This window comes from Cupriavidus numazuensis (assembly GCF_905397435.1).
Lineage (GTDB): Bacteria > Pseudomonadota > Gammaproteobacteria > Burkholderiales > Burkholderiaceae > Cupriavidus > Cupriavidus numazuensis.
This window is the reverse complement of record NZ_CAJPVI010000083.1, coordinates 12,672-29,373: the sequence shown is the minus strand read 5'-3', so window position 1 is coordinate 29,373 and position 16,702 is coordinate 12,672. Positions and strand designations below refer to the sequence as shown.

The following is a 16,702-nucleotide window of genomic DNA, read 5'->3' as shown; positions in this document are numbered from 1 at the left end:
TGTGCTTGAACTGTTCTGTTACCTATGTGGGTGAACCGTACCCAAAACGCGTTTTTGGTTACTTTTGTCGCTCGGACAAAAGTGACTCGCCGGCTACGCCGGCGAAACAGCGGCGCATGCAAAGAGCGATAACTCCTGACCACCCTCGATCAATCAACCCTTATTTCCTCTCCGCCTTCCCCTCATACCTCCTACTCCACTCCGTCAGAATCCGATCCCGATTAGCACTCGCCCAGACGAAGTCATTCTTGATCAACCGCTTTTCATAATCCGCCGGCAGCAGGGCATCCGGCTTGGCAATCCCAGGCACCGCCAGCACTGCGAAGTTCTTCTCATACAAGCCCATGGCCTCACGAGAGGCCGAGAAGTCTGCCAGCTTGCGTGCAGCCTCAAGATTCTTCGTGCCCTTGATAATCGCCGTGGCCTCGATATCCCAGCCCAGCCCTTCGCTCGGCAGCACGATATCGATCGGCGCGCCTTCCTTCTTCGACTTCATCGCACGATATTCAAAGGCGATGCCGATCGGGAACTCACCCTGAGCGGCCATCTTGCACGGCTTGGAGCCGGAATGCGTGTACAGGCCGATGTTCTTGTGCAGGGCATCCATGTAGTCCCAGCCCTTTTTGTCGCCCATCATCTGCAGCCACGCGCTGACATCCAGGAAGCCGGTGCCCGACGACGCCGGATGCGGCATTACGATCTTGCCCGCGTATACGGGCTTGGTCAGGTCCGCCCACGAGGTCGGCTTGGGCAGGCCCTGCTTCTGCGCTTCGACGGTGTTGAAGCAGATTGCGGCACCCCACACGTCCATGCCGACCCATGCCGGCGGGTTGGCCGCGCTGCGGTACTGCGCGTCGATGGCGGCGAGGTTCTTCGGCGCGTACGGCTGCAGCATGCCTTCCTTGTCGAGGATGGCGAGGCTCGAGCCGGCAAGACCCCACACGGCGTCTGCGCGCGGCGCGGCCTTTTCGGCCAGCAGCTTGGCGGTGACGATGCCGGTGGAGTCACGCACCCACTTGATCTCGATATCGGGGTTCACCTTCTCGAACGCGGCCTTGTAGGCGGCAATCTGGTCGGCTTCGAGCGCCGTGTAGACCGTCAGCACGGTGTTGGCGTGGGCCTGGGCGGCGGCCAGCAGCGCGAACGCTGCCAGTGCGGTGGCGGTGCGGGTGATGCGGGACATGGCTTCTCCTTTGGGGATGCGAATGGGTTCAGGCCGGTCGGCGCCAGGCCTGCGTGCGGCGCAGCCAGCCGGCGGAGGCGGCGTGCAGCAGCAGCGCGGCGACGATGGCGGTCAGCAGGATCAGCGTCGACATGGCGGCGGCGGGCGCAGCGTCGCCGGCGTCGTCCATGTTCAGCACGGAGATCGCGGCCAGTACGGTGTCCGGGCTGTACAGGAAGATCACCGCCGAGACCGTGGTCATCGACGAGACGAACAGGTAGCGGAAGATGTCGAGGATGGCCGGCAGGCAGATCGGCACGGTCACGCGCCAGCACGTCACCAGCGGCGCCACGCCGAGCGACAGCGCGGCGGCTTCGAATTCCGTGTCGAGCTGGCGCAGTGCAGCCGCAGCGGTCAGGTGACCGGTCGTGTAGAAGTGCGCCACATTGCAGAGCACCAGCAAAGCCATGGTGCCGTACAGCCCATGCAGCGGATTGTCCGGGGCATTGAAGAAGAACACGTAGCCGAGGCCGAGCACGAGGCCGGGCACCGCCATCGGCAGCAGGAAGCCGCCGCGCAGCACCACGTGCAGCCACGCCGGGCCACGCGTGCGCTCGGTCAGCCAGGCGCCGAGGAAGATGATCGCGGCACCGGCGATGGCCGTCATCAGCGACAGCTTCAGGCTGTTGCGATAAGCCAGCCAGCCGCCGCCATCCATATTGTCGAAGTCATAGTGGCCCAGCGTGAGCTGCAGGTTGTACGGCCACAGCTTCACCAGCGACGCGCCCACTGCCGTCGCCAGCACGGTCAGCAGCGCCGCGCTGACGGCTGCCACCATGAGCAGGCACACGGCATCGCGCAAGCGGTCCGGCCCGGGCACATAGACCTGCGCGCGGCTGCTCATCTGCGCGCGCTGGCGCCGCTGCATGGCCATGTCGACACCGAAGGTCAGCAGCGCCGGCAGCAGCAGCAACATGCCGATCAGCGCGCCAGTGTCGAACTTCTGCTGGCCGACCACGGCCTTGTAGGCTTCGAGCGCCAGCACCGGATAGCCGCCGCCGACGACCTTGGGCACGCCGAAGTCGGTGATCACCAGCGTCAGCACCAGGCAGGCCGCCGCGAACAAACCCTGGCGCGCGCCGGGCAGCGTCACGGTGCAGAAGGTGCGCCACGGGCTCGCGCCCATGGCACGCGCGGCCTCGTAAAGGCGCGCATCGGCCAGCGACAGCGTGGCGATCAGCACCATCAACGCATGCGGAAAGGTATAAAAGGCCTCACCGAGCAAAATGCCCCAGAAGCCATAGATGCCGCCCGCGCCGAACGCATGCTTGAAGATGCCCTGGTTGCCGAACAGGTAGACCAGCGCGATGGCGGGTAGCAGCGACGGCGCAAACAGAGGCAGCAGCGCAATGCCGCGCCACAGCGGACGCACGGCGATGCGCGAACGCTGCAGCGCATAGGCAAACCCGAAAGCCAGCGGCACGACGACGGCCACCGTCGCGAATGACACCGCCACGCTGCGGCCCAGCAGCGGCAGGAAATTGGGATTGGCGAACAGTTCGGCCAGGCGGGCTCCGAGCACCCACTGCCCGGCACCGTCGAACCATGCCTGGCGGAACAGCGCCACCAGCGGCAACAGCAGCGCAATGGCCACGCCCAGCAGCCACAGCCACTTCATGGCGGCGGGTGCGCGATGGGCCAGCCCCGCTCCGGTGGCGCGCCGCGGCACAGAGGCGTGGTCAGCCATGGGGGCGGCAGCGAGGCTGGCGGTCTCTTGAGCGACCCGGCTCATGCGAACACCCGCAGGGCCGCTGCAGGCAGCGAAATCCAGAACTTCTGCGTGCCCGCGTCGGGCAGCAGGTGGCGTTGTTCCCGCGGCACGTCGGCAAACAGGATCGTGCCCGGCAGGCGTTCGGCCTCAAGCGCCACGCGGTAGCGGCTGCCCAGGAAGGTATGGTCGACCACGCGGGCCAGCAGTCGGTTGGCTTCGCCGTCGGCGGCATGCAGGCGCACGGCCTCGGGCCGGCAACACAGGCGTCCGGATTCTGGCATGCCATCGGGCAATGCCACTTCGAGGTCTACGGCAAGGCTGCCATCGCCGACCACGAAGCGGCCCGGGGCGCCGCGCCGGCCGCGCAGCCAGTTGGCCTGTCCGACAAAGTTGGCGACGAACGCCGAGGCCGGTTGCTCGTAGATCTGCGCGGGGGTGCCGGCCTGGACGATGCGACCGCCATCCATCACGGCGATGTGGTCGGCCATGGCCATCGCCTCTTCCTGGTCATGGGTGACCATCACGGTGGTGATGTTCAGCCGGCGCTGGAGCTGGCGCAGTTCGGTGCGCAGGTGTTCGCGGACGCGCGCGTCGAGTGCGGACATCGGCTCGTCGAGCAGCAGCAGCGACGGGGCCGGTGCCAAAGCGCGGGCCAGTGCGACGCGCTGCTGCTGGCCGCCGGAAAGCTGGCCGGGGAACTTGTGCTCGCTGCCGGGCAGGCCGATCAGGTCGAGCATTTCTGCAACGCGGGCATCACGGTGTGCGCGGCCCATGCCTCGGCCGTGCAGACCATACGCCACATTGGCGGCGACCGTCAGGTTCGGAAACAGCGCGTACGACTGGAACAGGATGCCGTAGTCGCGGGCTTGCGGCGGCAACCCGGTCAGGTCACGCCCGCCGGCATGGATACGGCCCGCGTCCTGGCGTTCCAGGCCGGCAATGATGCGCAGCAGCGTGCTCTTGCCGCAGCCCGAAGGCCCCAGCAGGCACAGCAACTCCCCTTGCCCGACCGACAGCGAAACGCCGTCCAGCGCCGCAAACGCACCAAAGCGCTTGCTGACCTCTTCCACCGCCAGGAACACCCGGCCCTTCCCGGGCTTGCCTGCCTGCATCACGCCATCTCCGCCAATCGATAGGAACGGACGCCAGCTTAGGCAGGCGATATGCCAGGCGTGTGGCAGAACGGCAAACTTATCCGATGGGGCTATCGGCGGATTTTTGGGGTCGGGAACAGATGAAGCGTCAGGCGGGGTCGCGGTCAGTCCCGATTTCGGCGCCCGCGCCCGCGCCGGGGTCGGCCCAGGCATCGGCGGGCAGCATGCGCTCGAAGCCGTTGTCGAGCACCTCGCGCAGCGTGTCGGGGCCTACGGCACGGCAGAACAGGTAGCCCTGCAGCGCATCGCAGCCCTGGGCGCGCAGGAACTGGAACTGCGCCATGGTCTCCACGCCTTCGGCCACGACTTTGAGGTGGAGCTGGTGGCCCAGCGCGATGATCGCCGCCGCCACCACCTGGTCGTGCCCGGGCGTGGCCACGTCGTCGATGAAGGACTTGTCGATCTTCAACCGGTTGATCGGCAGGCGCGTCAGGTAGTGCAGGCCCGAATAGCCGGTGCCGAAGTCGTCGATCGACAACTGCACGCCCAGTTCGCGCAGCCGCAGGAAGGTGTCGATGGTGGTCTCGCCGCCTTCGACGAGGATGCCTTCCGTCACTTCGATGGTCAGGCTGGCCGGCGGCAGGCCCGCCTCCTGCAGGGTGCGAGCGACGATATCCGGAAATCCTGGCTGGCGCAGCTGCAGCGGGGAAATGTTCACGGCCACCTCGATGTCGCGGCCGAGCGCGGTGCGCAAGGCCTGGATGTCGCGACAGGCCGTGGCAAGCGCCCATTCGCCGAGCGCGCCGATCAGGCCGCATTGCTCGGCAATGGGGATGAACTCGGACGGCTGCATCGTGCCGCGCTCGGGCGTATGCCAGGCCATCAGCGCCTCGACGCCGGTCACGGCCAGCGTGCTCGTATCGACGATGGGCTGGTAGCGCAGCGTGAATTCCTGTTCGTCGACCGCGCGGCGCAGCAACCCTTCGATGGTCAGGCGCGCGAGCGAGGCCTCGGCCATCTCGCTGGCGAAGCGCCGCAGCTGCGCGCGGCCACCCTGCTTGGCGGCATACACCGCGGCATCGGCCGACTTGAGCAGATCGGTCAGCGATTCGCCATCGGCCGGGAACATCGCGATGCCGAGCGATGGCGTCACGCGCAGGCGCTGCCCGTCGATCTCGAGTTCTTCGGACACCCGCGCGAGGATCTTCGAGGCCGCCAGTTCGGCCTCGTTGTCGTGGCGCAGGCCGCCCAGTACGACCGCGAACTCGTCGCCGCCCATGCGCGCGACCAGGTCGCCCTGGCGTACCGCGGCCTTGAGCCGGTCGGCAATCGTGCGCAGCACGTCGTCGCCGACCGGGTGGCCAAGCGAATCGTTGATGTGCTTGAAATGATCGAGATCGAGCAGCAGCAGGGCCACGCGCTCGCCGTGGCGCCGCGCGTGCAGCAGCACGGCTTCACTGCGCTCGGTCAGCTCGGCGCGATTGGGCAGGCCGGTCAGCGCATCGTGCAGCGCCAGGTGTCGGATGTAATCGTCCACGCGGTGGCGCTCGGTCAGGTCACAGGCAATGGCCTGGTACTGGCGCGGCTGGCCGTCTTCGGCAGGCAGCTCGCGCAACGTGACCTGCACCGGGACGCGCGAGCCGCCCTTGCGCAGCCATGTCCACTCACGTTCGTCGACCAGCCCAAGCCGGGCTTTGGCCACCAGCGCCGGCAGCCCCGGGGCGATGGTCTCGCCAAGCTCGCGCGTCAGGTCGCGCGCGCGCTCGGCCAGTTCGTCGGCCACGTGCAGATCGGCATAGCGCATGCCCGCGGCAAGTTCAGGGCCGGGATACCAGAGCATGTGCTGGCCGGTGCGGTTGATATCGGTGATGCGGCCATCCTCATCGAACGTGATGACGCACAAGGGCGCGTGGTCGGCCAGGCTCGCATAGCGCCCGGCCTGCACGGCTGCCTGCTGGCGCGCGTGCCACAGTTCGTCGAGGTCGGTCAGGATCCAGAGCGAGCGGGCCGGCTCGCCGGCAGCGGTGCCGGGCAAGCGCGCCATGCCGGCCCGCAGCGGGAAACGGCCGCCGTCCGCACGCACCCCCTCGAGTTCGCGCTGTGCCGACGCCTGGGCCGACGGCGCGACGGACGCCATGGCGATGCCGGCCACCCCAGGCACCAGATCGGCCAGCGCCTTGCCCTGCAGGCCGTCGATGCCGGCGCCGAAGAGCTGCATCGCGCGCGGGCTCGCGCTGAGCACCTTGCCGTCGGCATCGGTCACGAGAAATCCGTCGGGGGCCAGCGCCATGCAGGCCTGCAGCATCGCCTGGTCGGCTTCCCGCCGGCTGTCGGCCGCCGCCGCGTCCTGCCTGGCGGCCTGGCCCCGGCGTGCGAGCGCGAAGGTCAGCACCACCATCAGGAACGTGGCCAGCGCTCCGGCGGCGGCCACCATGCGGGCGCGGTCGCCGCCATGGGCCGCTTCGAACGCCGGTCGGGTCGCGCCGCGCAGGGTCCACGTGCGTCCGCCATAGTCGAACTGGCGCTCGGCCGCCAGCATGGGCGCAGCGCCGTCGTTACGCCGTTCGCCATCGGTCAGGTCGCCCGACACCTGCCGGCCGCGCGCGCTGCCGGCGCCCTCGTGCAGCGACAGCACCAGCTCGCCGGCGCCCCGCCCCGCCACGCTGCGCATCAGTTCGCCCAGGCGCAGCGACGCATAGACGTAACCGACGATCGCCGCGCGCCGCTGCTCGACACTGCTCAGCGCCTCGCCGCTGCCGTATAGGGGCATGAACACCAGCGCGCCAAGCTGGTGCGTCGATGACTCGGCTTCACGCAGCAGTTCCAGCGCGCTCGTGGCGCGCGGCTCGCCGCTGTCGCGCGCGGCCTCCAGCGCGGCGCGGCGCGCCGGGTCGGACAACATGTCGAAGCCGAGCACGCGGGCGTTGCGCCCGGCCAACGGCTCGATATAGAAAACGGGTACGTAGAGATCGCGCGCGCCCGTGGGATGGATCGCGTAGTCGGACAGGCCGTCGCGGCGCGCGGCGGCAGCCAGGCGGGCAACCCCGTCGCGCCGCACCACCGGTGCATAGCCGACGGACTGCGTGCCGGGCGGCAGCTCGTCCAGCTGCGCCGCATACAGGTAGTTGCGCCACTGGGTTCGCGATGTCGCCGGATTGGCCGTCATGAGGCCTGCCACGCCACGCAGGAGCTGGTCGTTCTCCTGCAGCCGCGCGCGCAGCGCGACTGTGGCGTCGGCCAGCAGCGCGTTGAAGCGCTGCTGCGCCAGGCGCTGCTCGGGTTGCGCCGCCTGCCGCCATGCGGCGACCGTCAACAGCGTACCGCCCGCGGCAACCAGCAGCGCGAGCAAGGCGGGCACGGCGGACGACGGCAAACGCAGTTTCATGGCGGAAGGCATTCGTGGGATCGCCGCACGGCGCGCACCCGCGCCTGGCAGGCCACGGGCACTATACCTTGGCGCGCCGCAAAGCACAGCCCCGCATTGGAGCGGGTTCCACACCGTGCAGGGTACCGGCAGTCGGGAAATGCCGCTCCCCCGCATTGTCAACCCCCACACATTGCGAACCTGCGGGGATCACACAGGGTATGGTAGGGTAGTGCCGCAGGCGTTTCGCCGTGCGCATCGCCTGCCCGGACCCTGGCCCCGCGCGGCAAGCCGATTTCCGAACATCGCCCCCGCATGCCTGTCTTCTTGCCTTCGCTGAAAGCGCGTATCGCGTTGATCACCACGGTCCTGGCCGCAGTGTTCGGCACCGGCATCGTGCTGACGTCGCTGTTCGCCGCGCACCGCGACCTGCAAGACGTGCTGCAGGACGAGCAGGACTCCATCGTCAAGCTGTCCGCGGACCAGCTCGACACCGCCATGGAAGACCGCATCATGCTGCTGTCGCAGCAGGCCGGGCAGCTTGGCGGCCTTTTTGGTACTGCGGGCACGGCGCGCGGCGCGCAGGCCCACGCGGCGATGGCGCAGGCGCTGGCCCAGGTACGACGTGCCATTCCGGTCCCCGGTGCGTTCAATTCGCTGATGGTCGTGGACGCTCGCGGCACGGCGCTCGGCGACAGCGGGATGGTCACCGAGGTGGGCGACCGCACCTATTTCCGCGAAGCCGCTCGCACGCTGGCCCCCGTGGTCAGCCCGCCGATCCGCGCGCGCACCAACGACCGCCTCGGCGTGATCGTCGCGGTGCCGGTCTTGTCCGCGCAGGGACGCTTTGCCGGCCTGGTCGGCGGCTGGCTCGACCTGTCGAGTTCGAACTTCCTGGTCGAGGTGCTGCGCAACCGGCTGGGCACCACGGGTTTCTACTGCCTGGTTTCGGCGGGCAGCCGCCCCGTCTACATACAGCATCCCGACCCGACGCAGGCGCGCCAGCCGGCCCGTGCGATCGGCGACACCTGTGGCCAGGACGATCGCGCCGCCACGTTCGAATTCCTGACCCCCACGCGCCCCGTGGTCTCGCGCTACCTGATGTCCACGACGGGCTGGGAACTGGTGGCGCTGCTGCCCGCGCGCGAGGCCTACGCGCCGCTGCACCGCATGCAGCAACGCTTCCTGATCCTGGCCGGGCTGGCGCTGCTGCTGGTGGCCGCGTCCATCTGGCTGGCCGTGCGCCATCTGCTGGCACCGCTGACGCGGCTGCATGAGGTGGTCAGGGACAGCGCGTCCGACCTGTCCGCGTTCGAGCGGCTGCCCGAGCGGCAGCACCGCGACGAGATCGGCGACCTCGCGCGTGCCTTCACCCGCCTGATGCGCGACGTGCGCGACCGCCGCCAGGAGCTGGACCGCAGCGAACGGCGCCTGCGTGCGGTGACCGACACGCTGCCGTCGCTGCTGGCTTTTATCGACACGGACGAACGCTATGTGTTCAACAACATCGCCTATGAGCACACCTTCGGCCTGACGCTGGAGGAATTGCGCGGCAAGACCGTGCGCGAGGTATTGGGTGAAACGCGCTATGCCAGGGCCCAGCCCTTCCTGCAGCGCGCGCTGGCCGGCGCCGTGGTGACCTTCGAGTCCGAGGAAAACGAGCCCGAGTACCACTGCATGGAAACCAGCTATCGCCCCGAATGGAGCGCGGATGGCAGCGAGGTGGTCGGCGTGCATATCCACGTGCAGGACGTCACGCCGCGCAAGCTTGAAACCATGCGGCTGTCGCATATTTCCAGCACGGATCACCTGACGCAGCTACTGAACCGCAGCGCGTTCGAAAGCCGCCTGCAGGACGCCATGGCGCGATGCCGGGAAAGCGGTGGAATCATGGCGCTGCTGTACCTGGACATGGACCGCTTCAAGGCGGTTAACGACATCCACGGCCATGCCGCCGGCGACCTGCTGCTGCAGGCCTTCGCCAAGCGCGTGCTCGGCTGCGTGCGCAAGCAGGATGCGGTGGCGCGGCTCGGCGGCGACGAATTCGCGGTAATCCTCGAAAGCGTCGGCCATGCGGCCGCGGCGCGCAGCGTGGCCACCGACATCCTGTGCGCGGTAGGCCAGCGCTTTCACTTCGAAGGCATGTTCGCCGATATCGACGTCAGCATCGGCGTGGCGCTGTACGACGGCGGCCCGATGCAGGAGCGCGAGCTGATGCGCCTGGCCGATGTGCTGCTCTACCGCGCCAAGGGCGCGGGACGGGGCCGCTACGAGATCGGCCCGCCGGAACTGATTACCGCAGACAGCGCTCAGTGAACCGTGCCGCGCGGTGTGCCGCCTGAGCCACCCGCGTCACCAGCATCCTCCCCGGCGTCGCTGCCTGGCTCATACGGCACATGGCGTCCATCGCTGGACTGGTAGCCGAGCTGCGCGTCGGCGCCCAGCATCTTCTGCCACGCGATCATCGCCTCGGCCACCGAGTTCGGTTCGCCCTTGAAGACGACCACGTCGTTGCCGCATGCCGGACACTGCCCGCCAAACACGGCGTCGATGCCGGGCAACCCGGGCACATCGAGCTCATCGAATTCCTGGAAGGCCGTCTTGCAGTGGCCGCAGACCAGTTGCGCCGGGCGCAGGGCCTCTTTCTTCGCGCGTGCCGCTTCGGCCCGCTCCTGGGGCGTACCCCGTCGTTTTGCCTCGCCCATGATGTCCGTCCTTTCCTGCCTGGTGTGGAATGCCGCCTTTCCGATTAGAGCACGGCCGGGGGCGGCAAGTGCCGCTGCCCTGCCCGTTCCCGCGACGTGCTCCGAGGCGCAGGCCGCATTGTAGATCACTGCTGTGCAGCATACCCGTCCCGGCAGGACCCGTCTGCGCCTGCTATTGTGGATAACGGTTGCCTGCGGCATCCGTTCCGGTCACCGCGCGCGCCGTCTCCGTGTTGTCCCTCACCGCATGCCGTCACCGATCCCCCAAGGAGGACGCTCCCATGATCCGACCCACCGTGCAGGAAAACGCCGCCCGCTACGCCGACTGCATTGCTGCCTGCAATGCCTGCGCCGCCGCCGCGCTCAAGTGCGCCGCGGCATGCCTGGAAGAGCCCGACGTGCGCAAGATGGCGCGCTGCATCGCGCTGGACATGGACTGCGCCGGCATTGCGCAGCTCGCGGCGTCCTACATGCTGCGCAACAGCGAATTCGCCCCGCTCGTCTGCGAAGACTGCGCCGAAGTCTGCAAGTGGTGCAAGGAAGAGTGCGAACGGCACGACGCCGAGCATTGCCAGGAATGCGCCCGTGCCTGCACGGCCTGCATGGAAGCCTGCCTCAAGATGACGGCCTGACCGCGTCAATATTACGCGTGGCGGGTGCCGCTTGCCTCACACCTGCTGCGCGCTAATCCTCCGTTCTCTTCCCGGCTGGCTCCGCAAGCGAGACAAACGCATCGATGAGCCGGGCATCCCGGCGTTCGCGCAGGCAGTACATGTACTCGTGCAATTGCGGCGATCCGCCCGTGAAGTGCAGCACGCGCAGGTCTGCGTGGCTCGGCACTTCATGCAGCGCGATCACCGACACGCCGAGATTGCGCACCACGGCCTCGCGAATCGACTCGCGGCTGCCGATTTCCATCTGTGAACCGGGCACGACATTCGCCTCGGCCAGCATCTGCTCGGTCGCGATGCGCGTGGTGGAACCCGCTTCCCGCATCAGCAGCCGGCACCCCGCGAGTGCGGCGGGGGTGATCTCGGTTCGCCCGGCCAGGGAATGGGTGCGATGCACGACCAGTACGAGCGGATCCACACCCAGCTGCAGCCGCGACAGTCGCGGGTCGTCCACGAAATTGGACGACATGGCCACGTCTACGCGGTACTCCTGCAGGGCATTGAGCATTTCCTGCGAGTTGCCCATCTCGACCGTGACGTCGATGGCCGGATAGCGCGCGCTGAAGCGACGGATCAGGTCCAGCACGTAGTACGGCGCGGTCGCGCCGATGCGCAGGCTGCCCGTGCGCAGGTCGCCCGAATGGCGCAGGAAGAAATCGATCTCGGTTTCTTGCTGGACCAGCGCCTCGACCTTGGGCAACAGTGCCAGCCCGGCATCGGACAGCGCCAGGCGCCTGCCGCCGCGGTGGAACAGCTCGACGCCATAGGCTTCTTCGAGCGCGCGGATCTGCGCGGTGATGGTCGGCTGCGACAAGCCCAGGCGCTTGGCGGCCTGCGTCACGCTGCCGATGCGAGCCACCATGAAGAACGACTTGAGCTGGGCGATAAGCATGCTGGTGGCAGGGGATTGGCGTGAGTGCCGGTCACAATGAAGCACTATTCTAGAGGACGGCCCCGCGACGGCCCGCTCGATGGCCATGCACCGCGTCCGTCCACTCTCTCCCTCGTAGCCAGGAGCTTGTCAATGTCCGCACCGTCTTCCTCCGCCACCCGCATCGAAAAAGACAGTCTCGGCGATGTGCCGGTCCCCGCCGATCACCTGTGGGGGGCGCAGACCGAACGCTCGCGCCAGAATTTCCGCATCGGCAATGAAAAGATGCCGCCCGCGCTGATTGAAGCGTTCGCCATCCTGAAGCTATGCGCCGCGCGCGCCAACCGCGAGCTTGACGTGCTGCCACAGGAACTGGCGGGCGCCATCGAGCATGCCGCGAGCGAAGTGATCGAAGGCCGCTGGCCCGATGAATTCCCGCTGTCGGTGTGGCAGACCGGCTCGGGCACGCAGACCAACATGAACCTCAACGAGGTCATCGCCAACCGCGCCATCCAGCTGCTCGGCGGCGAGGTCGGCAGCAAGAAGCCGGTGCACCCGAACGACCACGTCAACGCAAGCCAGTCGTCCAACGACAGCTTCCCGACGGCCATGCACATCGCCGCCACGCGCGCGATCCAGCAAAAGCTGCTGCCCGCGCTCGAGACGCTGCAGCAGACGTTCGCGCGCAAGGTCGATGCGTTCGCCGACATCGTCAAGGTCGGCCGCACACACCTGCAGGACGCCGTGCCGCTGACGCTCGGCCAGGAGTTCTCTGGCTATATGACGCAGGTCGCCGACGCACAGTCGCGCCTGCAGCAGGCCATGCTGCGCGCGATGCCGGTGGCGCAGGGCGGCACGGCGGTGGGCACCGGCCTGAACGCGCCGCCCGGATTCGCCGCCGCGTTCGCGCGCGCGCTGGCCGATTACACCGGCCTGCCGTTCGAGCCCGCACCGAACCGCTACGCGCTGCAGGCCGCCCACGATGCGCTGGCCGACCTGTCCGGCGCCCTCAATACGACGGCCTCGTCGTTCCTGAAGATCGCCCGCGACTTCATGCTGCTGGGCTCGGGCCCGCGTGCGGGCTTTGCCGAACTGCAGCTTCCGGCCAACGAGCCGGGCTCGTCGATCATGCCGGGCAAGGTCAACCCGACGCAGGCCGAGGCATTGGCGATGGTGTGTTGCCGCGTGATCGGCAACCACACCACGGTCACGCTGGCCAATGCGCTGGGCACGCTCGAGCTCAATGCGTACAAGCCGGTGATCGTCTACAGCCTGCTGCAGTCGGTGACACTGCTTGCCGATGCCGCATCGAGCTTCGCCGAACACATGGTCGAAGGCGTGGAAGCGGACCGCGAACGCATTGCCGAACTGCTCGAACGCTCGCTGATGCCGGTGACCGCGCTCAATCCGCATATCGGCTACGACAAGGCTGCGGAAATCGCCAAGCTAGCCGTCAAGCGCAACCTGTCGCTGCGCGAGGCGTCGATTGCGTCGGGGCATGTAACCGAGGAGCAGTTTGCCGAGTGGATTGACCTGAAGGGGATGACCAAAGAGGTGTAAGCGCAAAGAACGCCTGGGCGCAACTCGCGCCCAGGCCATACCGCACGATCTTGCCTACCGGGAACATCGCATTGGCTACCGACCTCGCCCAATCCTGGCTGACCTTCAGCGCCCCTGTCGCGGCTGCACGCGCCGCCGGTCGCCCGCTCGTCGCACTCGAATCAACGATCATCGCGCACGGCATGCCCTACCCCGAAAACGTGCGCACGGCGCGCGAGGTAGAGGCACTGATTCGCGAACTGGGCGCGGAGCCCGCGACCGTCGCGCTGATCGACGGGCGCATCCGCATCGGCCTGTCGGACGATGAACTCGAACGGCTCGGCCGCTCGGGCAACGCCCACAAGGTCAGCCGCCGCGACCTGCCCGCCGTGCTGGCCAGCGGCGAGCTTGGCGCGACCACCGTGGCCGGCACGATGATCTGCGCGGCGCTGGCCGGCATCGAGGTCTTCGTGACCGGCGGCATCGGCGGCGTGCACCGCGGCGCGCAGGAAAGCTTCGATATCTCCGCCGACCTGCAGGAGCTTGCGCGGACCTCAGTGGCGGTGGTGTGCGCGGGCGCCAAGTCCATCCTGGACATCGGCCTGACGCTGGAATACCTGGAAACGCACGGCGTGCCCGTGCTCAGCTGCGAACAGGACAACTTCGCGGCGTTCTACAAGCGTGACAGCGGCTTTCGCGCGGACTACCGGCTCGACGATCCTGCGGAGCAGGCCCGCTTTATCCGCACGAAGTGGGATCTCGGGCTGGCGGGTGGGGTGGTGCTGAGCACGCCGGTGCCGGAAGCGGCGGCCATGGCGTCGGAGGAAATCGATGCGCTGACGCAGCAGGCACTCGACGAGGCGCAGGCGCAAGGCATCACCGGCAAGGCCGTGACACCGTTCCTGCTCGCGCGCATCAAGGCGCTCACCGGTGGCCGCAGCCTGGCGACCAATATCGCGCTGGTGAAGCACAACGCCGAAGTCGGCGCGCGCCTCGCGCTGGCGCTGGCGCAGGCGGGACGCGGCGCAGTGGCCTAGACGCCGCCTTTGGCTGAAACGGCTTCAGTCGCCGCTCTTTTCGGGCGGGACTGCCTTGCCCAGCAGCTTGCCGAGCAGCCCGGTCTTCGCGGCAGCCTGGCGATCCTTCGTCTTCGGCACGTTGCCGGCGCGGTTGGCGCCTGCCTGCTTCATGTTGTTGTTGATCTTCAGGCCCTTGTTTTTTTCGAGGTCGGTTTTCTTCACGGAGGTCATCCCAGGAGTCGATGGGCTGCATTGTACGCAGGCGGCAGGGCCATGGCAGCGAACCGGCACGGCCCCGCGCGCTACTTGCCGAACTCGCTGAACTTCAAGGCCAGGAAATCCACGAACAGGCGGATGCGCGACGAGAGCTGATTGCGCTGCTGGTAGACGGCATAGATATTCGCCTCTGGCGTGGCGTACTGCGGCAGCACCTGAACTAGCCGGCCGCTGCGCAGATAGCGCTCAATATCCCATTCCGCGCGCATCACGATGCCATGCCCTTCCAGCGCCCAGCTCACTGCAATCTCGCCGTCGTTCGTGGTGAGGTTGCCGCGCACGTGGACGGACTCCGCCCGCGCCTTTGCGCCTTTGACTGGCGTCAGGCGCCATACGCCATAGGCATCGCTGCCCTGCCGGATGCCGATGCAGTTATGGCGCAGCAGCTCCGTCGGCGTCTGCGGCGCGCCATGTTCCCGCAGGTATTTCGGCGATGCGCAGAGCAGGCGCCGGTTCGGCGCAAGCAGCCTGGCAACGATGCGGGCATCGGGGGGCTCGCCGAAGCGCACGCAGACATCGAAGGCATCCTCGGTCAATGGCGGCGGATCGGCCGATAGCTGGAGCTGCACGTCAACGTCCGGGTACTTGCGACTGTATTCCGAGATCACGGGCGCCACATGCATGCGCCCGAAGCCGAGCGTGGCATTGACCCGCAGCAGGCCACTGGGCCGGCCCTTGGCGCTGGTCAGCAATTGCTGCAGGTCGTCAATCTCGCCGAGGATCCGCCGGGCGTGCTCCAGGAACACCTCTCCCTCGGGCGTCAGGCTCATGCGGCGCGTGGTGCGCGTCACCAGCGGCGTGCCGATGCGCGACTCCATCTGCGCAAGCCGCTTGCTGACCGCCGCCGTCGTGATGCCGAGATCCCGCGCAGCGGCGCTCAGGCTGCCGGCCGTTGCCACGGCAGCAAAGAAGCCCAGTTCCGACGGCTGGATACCGCTCGTTGCACCCATTTCGATTTTCGCTTTTAACTACGAGTTAATAATGGTTTAACTTTAGCGGCGATCCAAAACCTCGTCTACCGGACAGAATCCCCTCACGCAATTTCAGCGGTGATCCCGACAGGAGACGAAAGATGAAGACGTACAAGATCGCGACGATTCCGGGCGATGGCATTGGTAAAGAGGTGGTGCCCGCCGGGCGCGAGGTGATGGAAGCGCTGGCCGCCGCAGGCGCAGGCTTCCGCTTCGTGTTCGAGAACTTCGACTGGGGCGGCGACTACTACCGCCAGCACGGCGTGATGATGCCGGCAGATGGCCTGGAGGCACTGCGCGACAAGGATGCGATCCTGTTCGGCTCGGCCGGGGACAACCAGATTCCCGACCACATCACGCTGTGGGGCCTGCGCCTGAAGATCTGCCAGGGCTTCGACCAGTACGCCAATGTGCGCCCGACGCGCATCCTGCCCGGCATCGATGCGCCGCTCAAGCGCTGCGCACCCGAAGACCTGGACTGGGTCATCGTGCGCGAGAACTCCGAAGGCGAATACTCGGGCGTGGGCGGCCGCGTCCACCAGGGCCATCCGATCGAAGCGGCGACCGACGTGTCGATGATGACGCGCGTCGGCGTCGAGCGCATCCTGCGCTTCGCATTCAGGCTGGCGCAATCGCGTCCACGCAAGCTGCTCACGGTCATCACCAAGTCCAACGCACAGCGCCATGCGATGGTGATGTGGGACGAGGTGGCCGTGCAGGTGGCGAAGGAATTCCCGGACGTCACCTGGGACAAGGAACTCGTCGACGCCGCGACCGCGCGCATGGTCAACCGTCCGAAGTCGCTCGACACCATCGTCGCCACCAACCTGCACGCCGACATCCTGAGCGACCTGGCCGCGGCGCTCGCGGGCAGCCTCGGCATCGCGCCGACCGGCAATATCGACCCGGAGCGCCGCTACCCGTCCATGTTCGAACCGATCCATGGCTCCGCCTTCGACATCATGGGCAAGGGCCTGGCCAATCCGGTCGGCACGTTCTGGTCCGTCGTGATGCTGCTCGAACACCTTGGCGAGCAAGCCGCCGCACAACGCGTGATGGCCGCCATTGAAGCCGTTACCGCTAACCCCGCACTGCATACCGGCGACCTCGGCGGCAAGGCCCGGACGGCCGATGTGACCAAAGCCGTCTGCGATTACCTGGCATCGCGTCAGCAGGCCAAGGCGGCCTGAGCACCAACCAGCCCGGCGCCCGCCGGGCCTAGCGGACACACGCAACCGCCACCAAGAGCGGCGTCCGCA

The 16,702-nt window shown here is 67.6% G+C and carries 13 protein-coding genes; 5 read left to right on the top strand and 8 right to left on the bottom strand.

Translation table 11 applies throughout. The features are described from left to right. Positions 1–160: 160 nt before the first annotated feature. From KHO41_RS37635 to KHO41_RS37620, 4 genes are all read right to left on the bottom strand, one after another. Positions 161–1,183, bottom strand: coding sequence for a putative 2-aminoethylphosphonate ABC transporter substrate-binding protein (locus KHO41_RS37635; RefSeq protein ID WP_211958309.1), 1,023 nt, complete (start codon positions 1,181–1,183; stop codon positions 161–163). 28 nt (positions 1,184–1,211) lie between these two features. Continuing rightward, on the bottom strand, positions 1,212–2,954 hold the full coding sequence (locus KHO41_RS37630) for a putative 2-aminoethylphosphonate ABC transporter permease subunit (protein WP_376989967.1): 1,743 nt from the start codon (positions 2,952–2,954) through the stop codon (positions 1,212–1,214). After that, on the bottom strand, positions 2,951–4,045 hold the full coding sequence (locus KHO41_RS37625) for a putative 2-aminoethylphosphonate ABC transporter ATP-binding protein (RefSeq protein WP_211958308.1): 1,095 nt from the start codon (positions 4,043–4,045) through the stop codon (positions 2,951–2,953). Before KHO41_RS37625 ends, KHO41_RS37630 begins: the two co-directional genes overlap by 4 nt. A gap of 130 nt (positions 4,046–4,175) precedes the next feature. Next, positions 4,176–7,412, bottom strand: coding sequence for a bifunctional diguanylate cyclase/phosphodiesterase (locus KHO41_RS37620; protein WP_211958307.1), 3,237 nt, complete (start codon positions 7,410–7,412; stop codon positions 4,176–4,178). A 294-nt stretch (positions 7,413–7,706) separates the two neighbouring features. Here KHO41_RS37620 and KHO41_RS37615 point away from each other — a divergent pair, with 294 nt between their 5' ends. Continuing rightward, positions 7,707–9,707, top strand: a complete 2,001-nt coding sequence (locus KHO41_RS37615; RefSeq protein ID WP_211958306.1) for a sensor domain-containing diguanylate cyclase — start codon at positions 7,707–7,709, stop codon at positions 9,705–9,707. Here the strand turns inward: KHO41_RS37615 and KHO41_RS37610 are convergent. Continuing rightward, positions 9,701–10,096: a hypothetical protein gene (locus tag KHO41_RS37610; RefSeq protein WP_011301628.1), complete on the bottom strand. Its 396-nt coding sequence runs from the start codon at positions 10,094–10,096 to the stop codon at positions 9,701–9,703. The genes KHO41_RS37615 and KHO41_RS37610 overlap by 7 nt on opposite strands. Positions 10,097–10,377: 281 nt before the next feature. Here KHO41_RS37610 and KHO41_RS37605 point away from each other — a divergent pair, with 281 nt between their 5' ends. Continuing rightward, entirely contained in the window at positions 10,378–10,728 is a 351-nt protein-coding gene (locus KHO41_RS37605; protein WP_211958305.1) for a four-helix bundle copper-binding protein, read from the top strand. 52 nt (positions 10,729–10,780) lie between these two features. Here KHO41_RS37605 and KHO41_RS37600 read toward each other — a convergent pair whose 3' ends face one another. Beyond that, on the bottom strand, positions 10,781–11,659 hold the full coding sequence (locus KHO41_RS37600) for a LysR family transcriptional regulator (protein ID WP_211958304.1): 879 nt from the start codon (positions 11,657–11,659) through the stop codon (positions 10,781–10,783). A 132-nt stretch (positions 11,660–11,791) separates the two neighbouring features. Here KHO41_RS37600 and fumC point away from each other — a divergent pair, with 132 nt between their 5' ends. Beyond that, positions 11,792–13,198, top strand: coding sequence for a class II fumarate hydratase (gene fumC / locus KHO41_RS37595; RefSeq protein ID WP_211958303.1), 1,407 nt, complete (start codon positions 11,792–11,794; stop codon positions 13,196–13,198). Between the two features lie 71 nt (positions 13,199–13,269). Further along, positions 13,270–14,214 carry a pseudouridine-5'-phosphate glycosidase gene (locus KHO41_RS37590; protein WP_211958302.1) on the top strand — a complete coding sequence of 315 codons (945 nt, stop codon included), beginning with the start codon at positions 13,270–13,272 and terminating at the stop codon, positions 14,212–14,214. 24 nt (positions 14,215–14,238) lie between these two features. Here the strand turns inward: KHO41_RS37590 and KHO41_RS37585 are convergent, their stop codons facing one another. Together KHO41_RS37585 and KHO41_RS37580 are read right to left on the bottom strand one after the other, a co-directional pair. Continuing rightward, the gene (locus tag KHO41_RS37585; protein WP_011301623.1) at positions 14,239–14,427 is read right to left on the bottom strand and encodes a hypothetical protein; all 189 of its coding nucleotides are present in this window, start codon (positions 14,425–14,427) and stop codon (positions 14,239–14,241) included. Positions 14,428–14,498: 71 nt separating this feature from the next. Further along, positions 14,499–15,422, bottom strand: a complete 924-nt coding sequence (locus KHO41_RS37580) for a LysR family transcriptional regulator (protein WP_211958301.1) — start codon at positions 15,420–15,422, stop codon at positions 14,499–14,501. A gap of 122 nt (positions 15,423–15,544) precedes the next feature. Here KHO41_RS37580 and KHO41_RS37575 point away from each other — a divergent pair, with 122 nt between their 5' ends. Next, positions 15,545–16,633 (top strand): tartrate dehydrogenase, encoded by a 1,089-nt coding sequence (locus KHO41_RS37575; protein ID WP_211958300.1) that lies wholly within the window; start codon positions 15,545–15,547, stop codon positions 16,631–16,633. Positions 16,634–16,702: the final 69 nt, after the last annotated feature.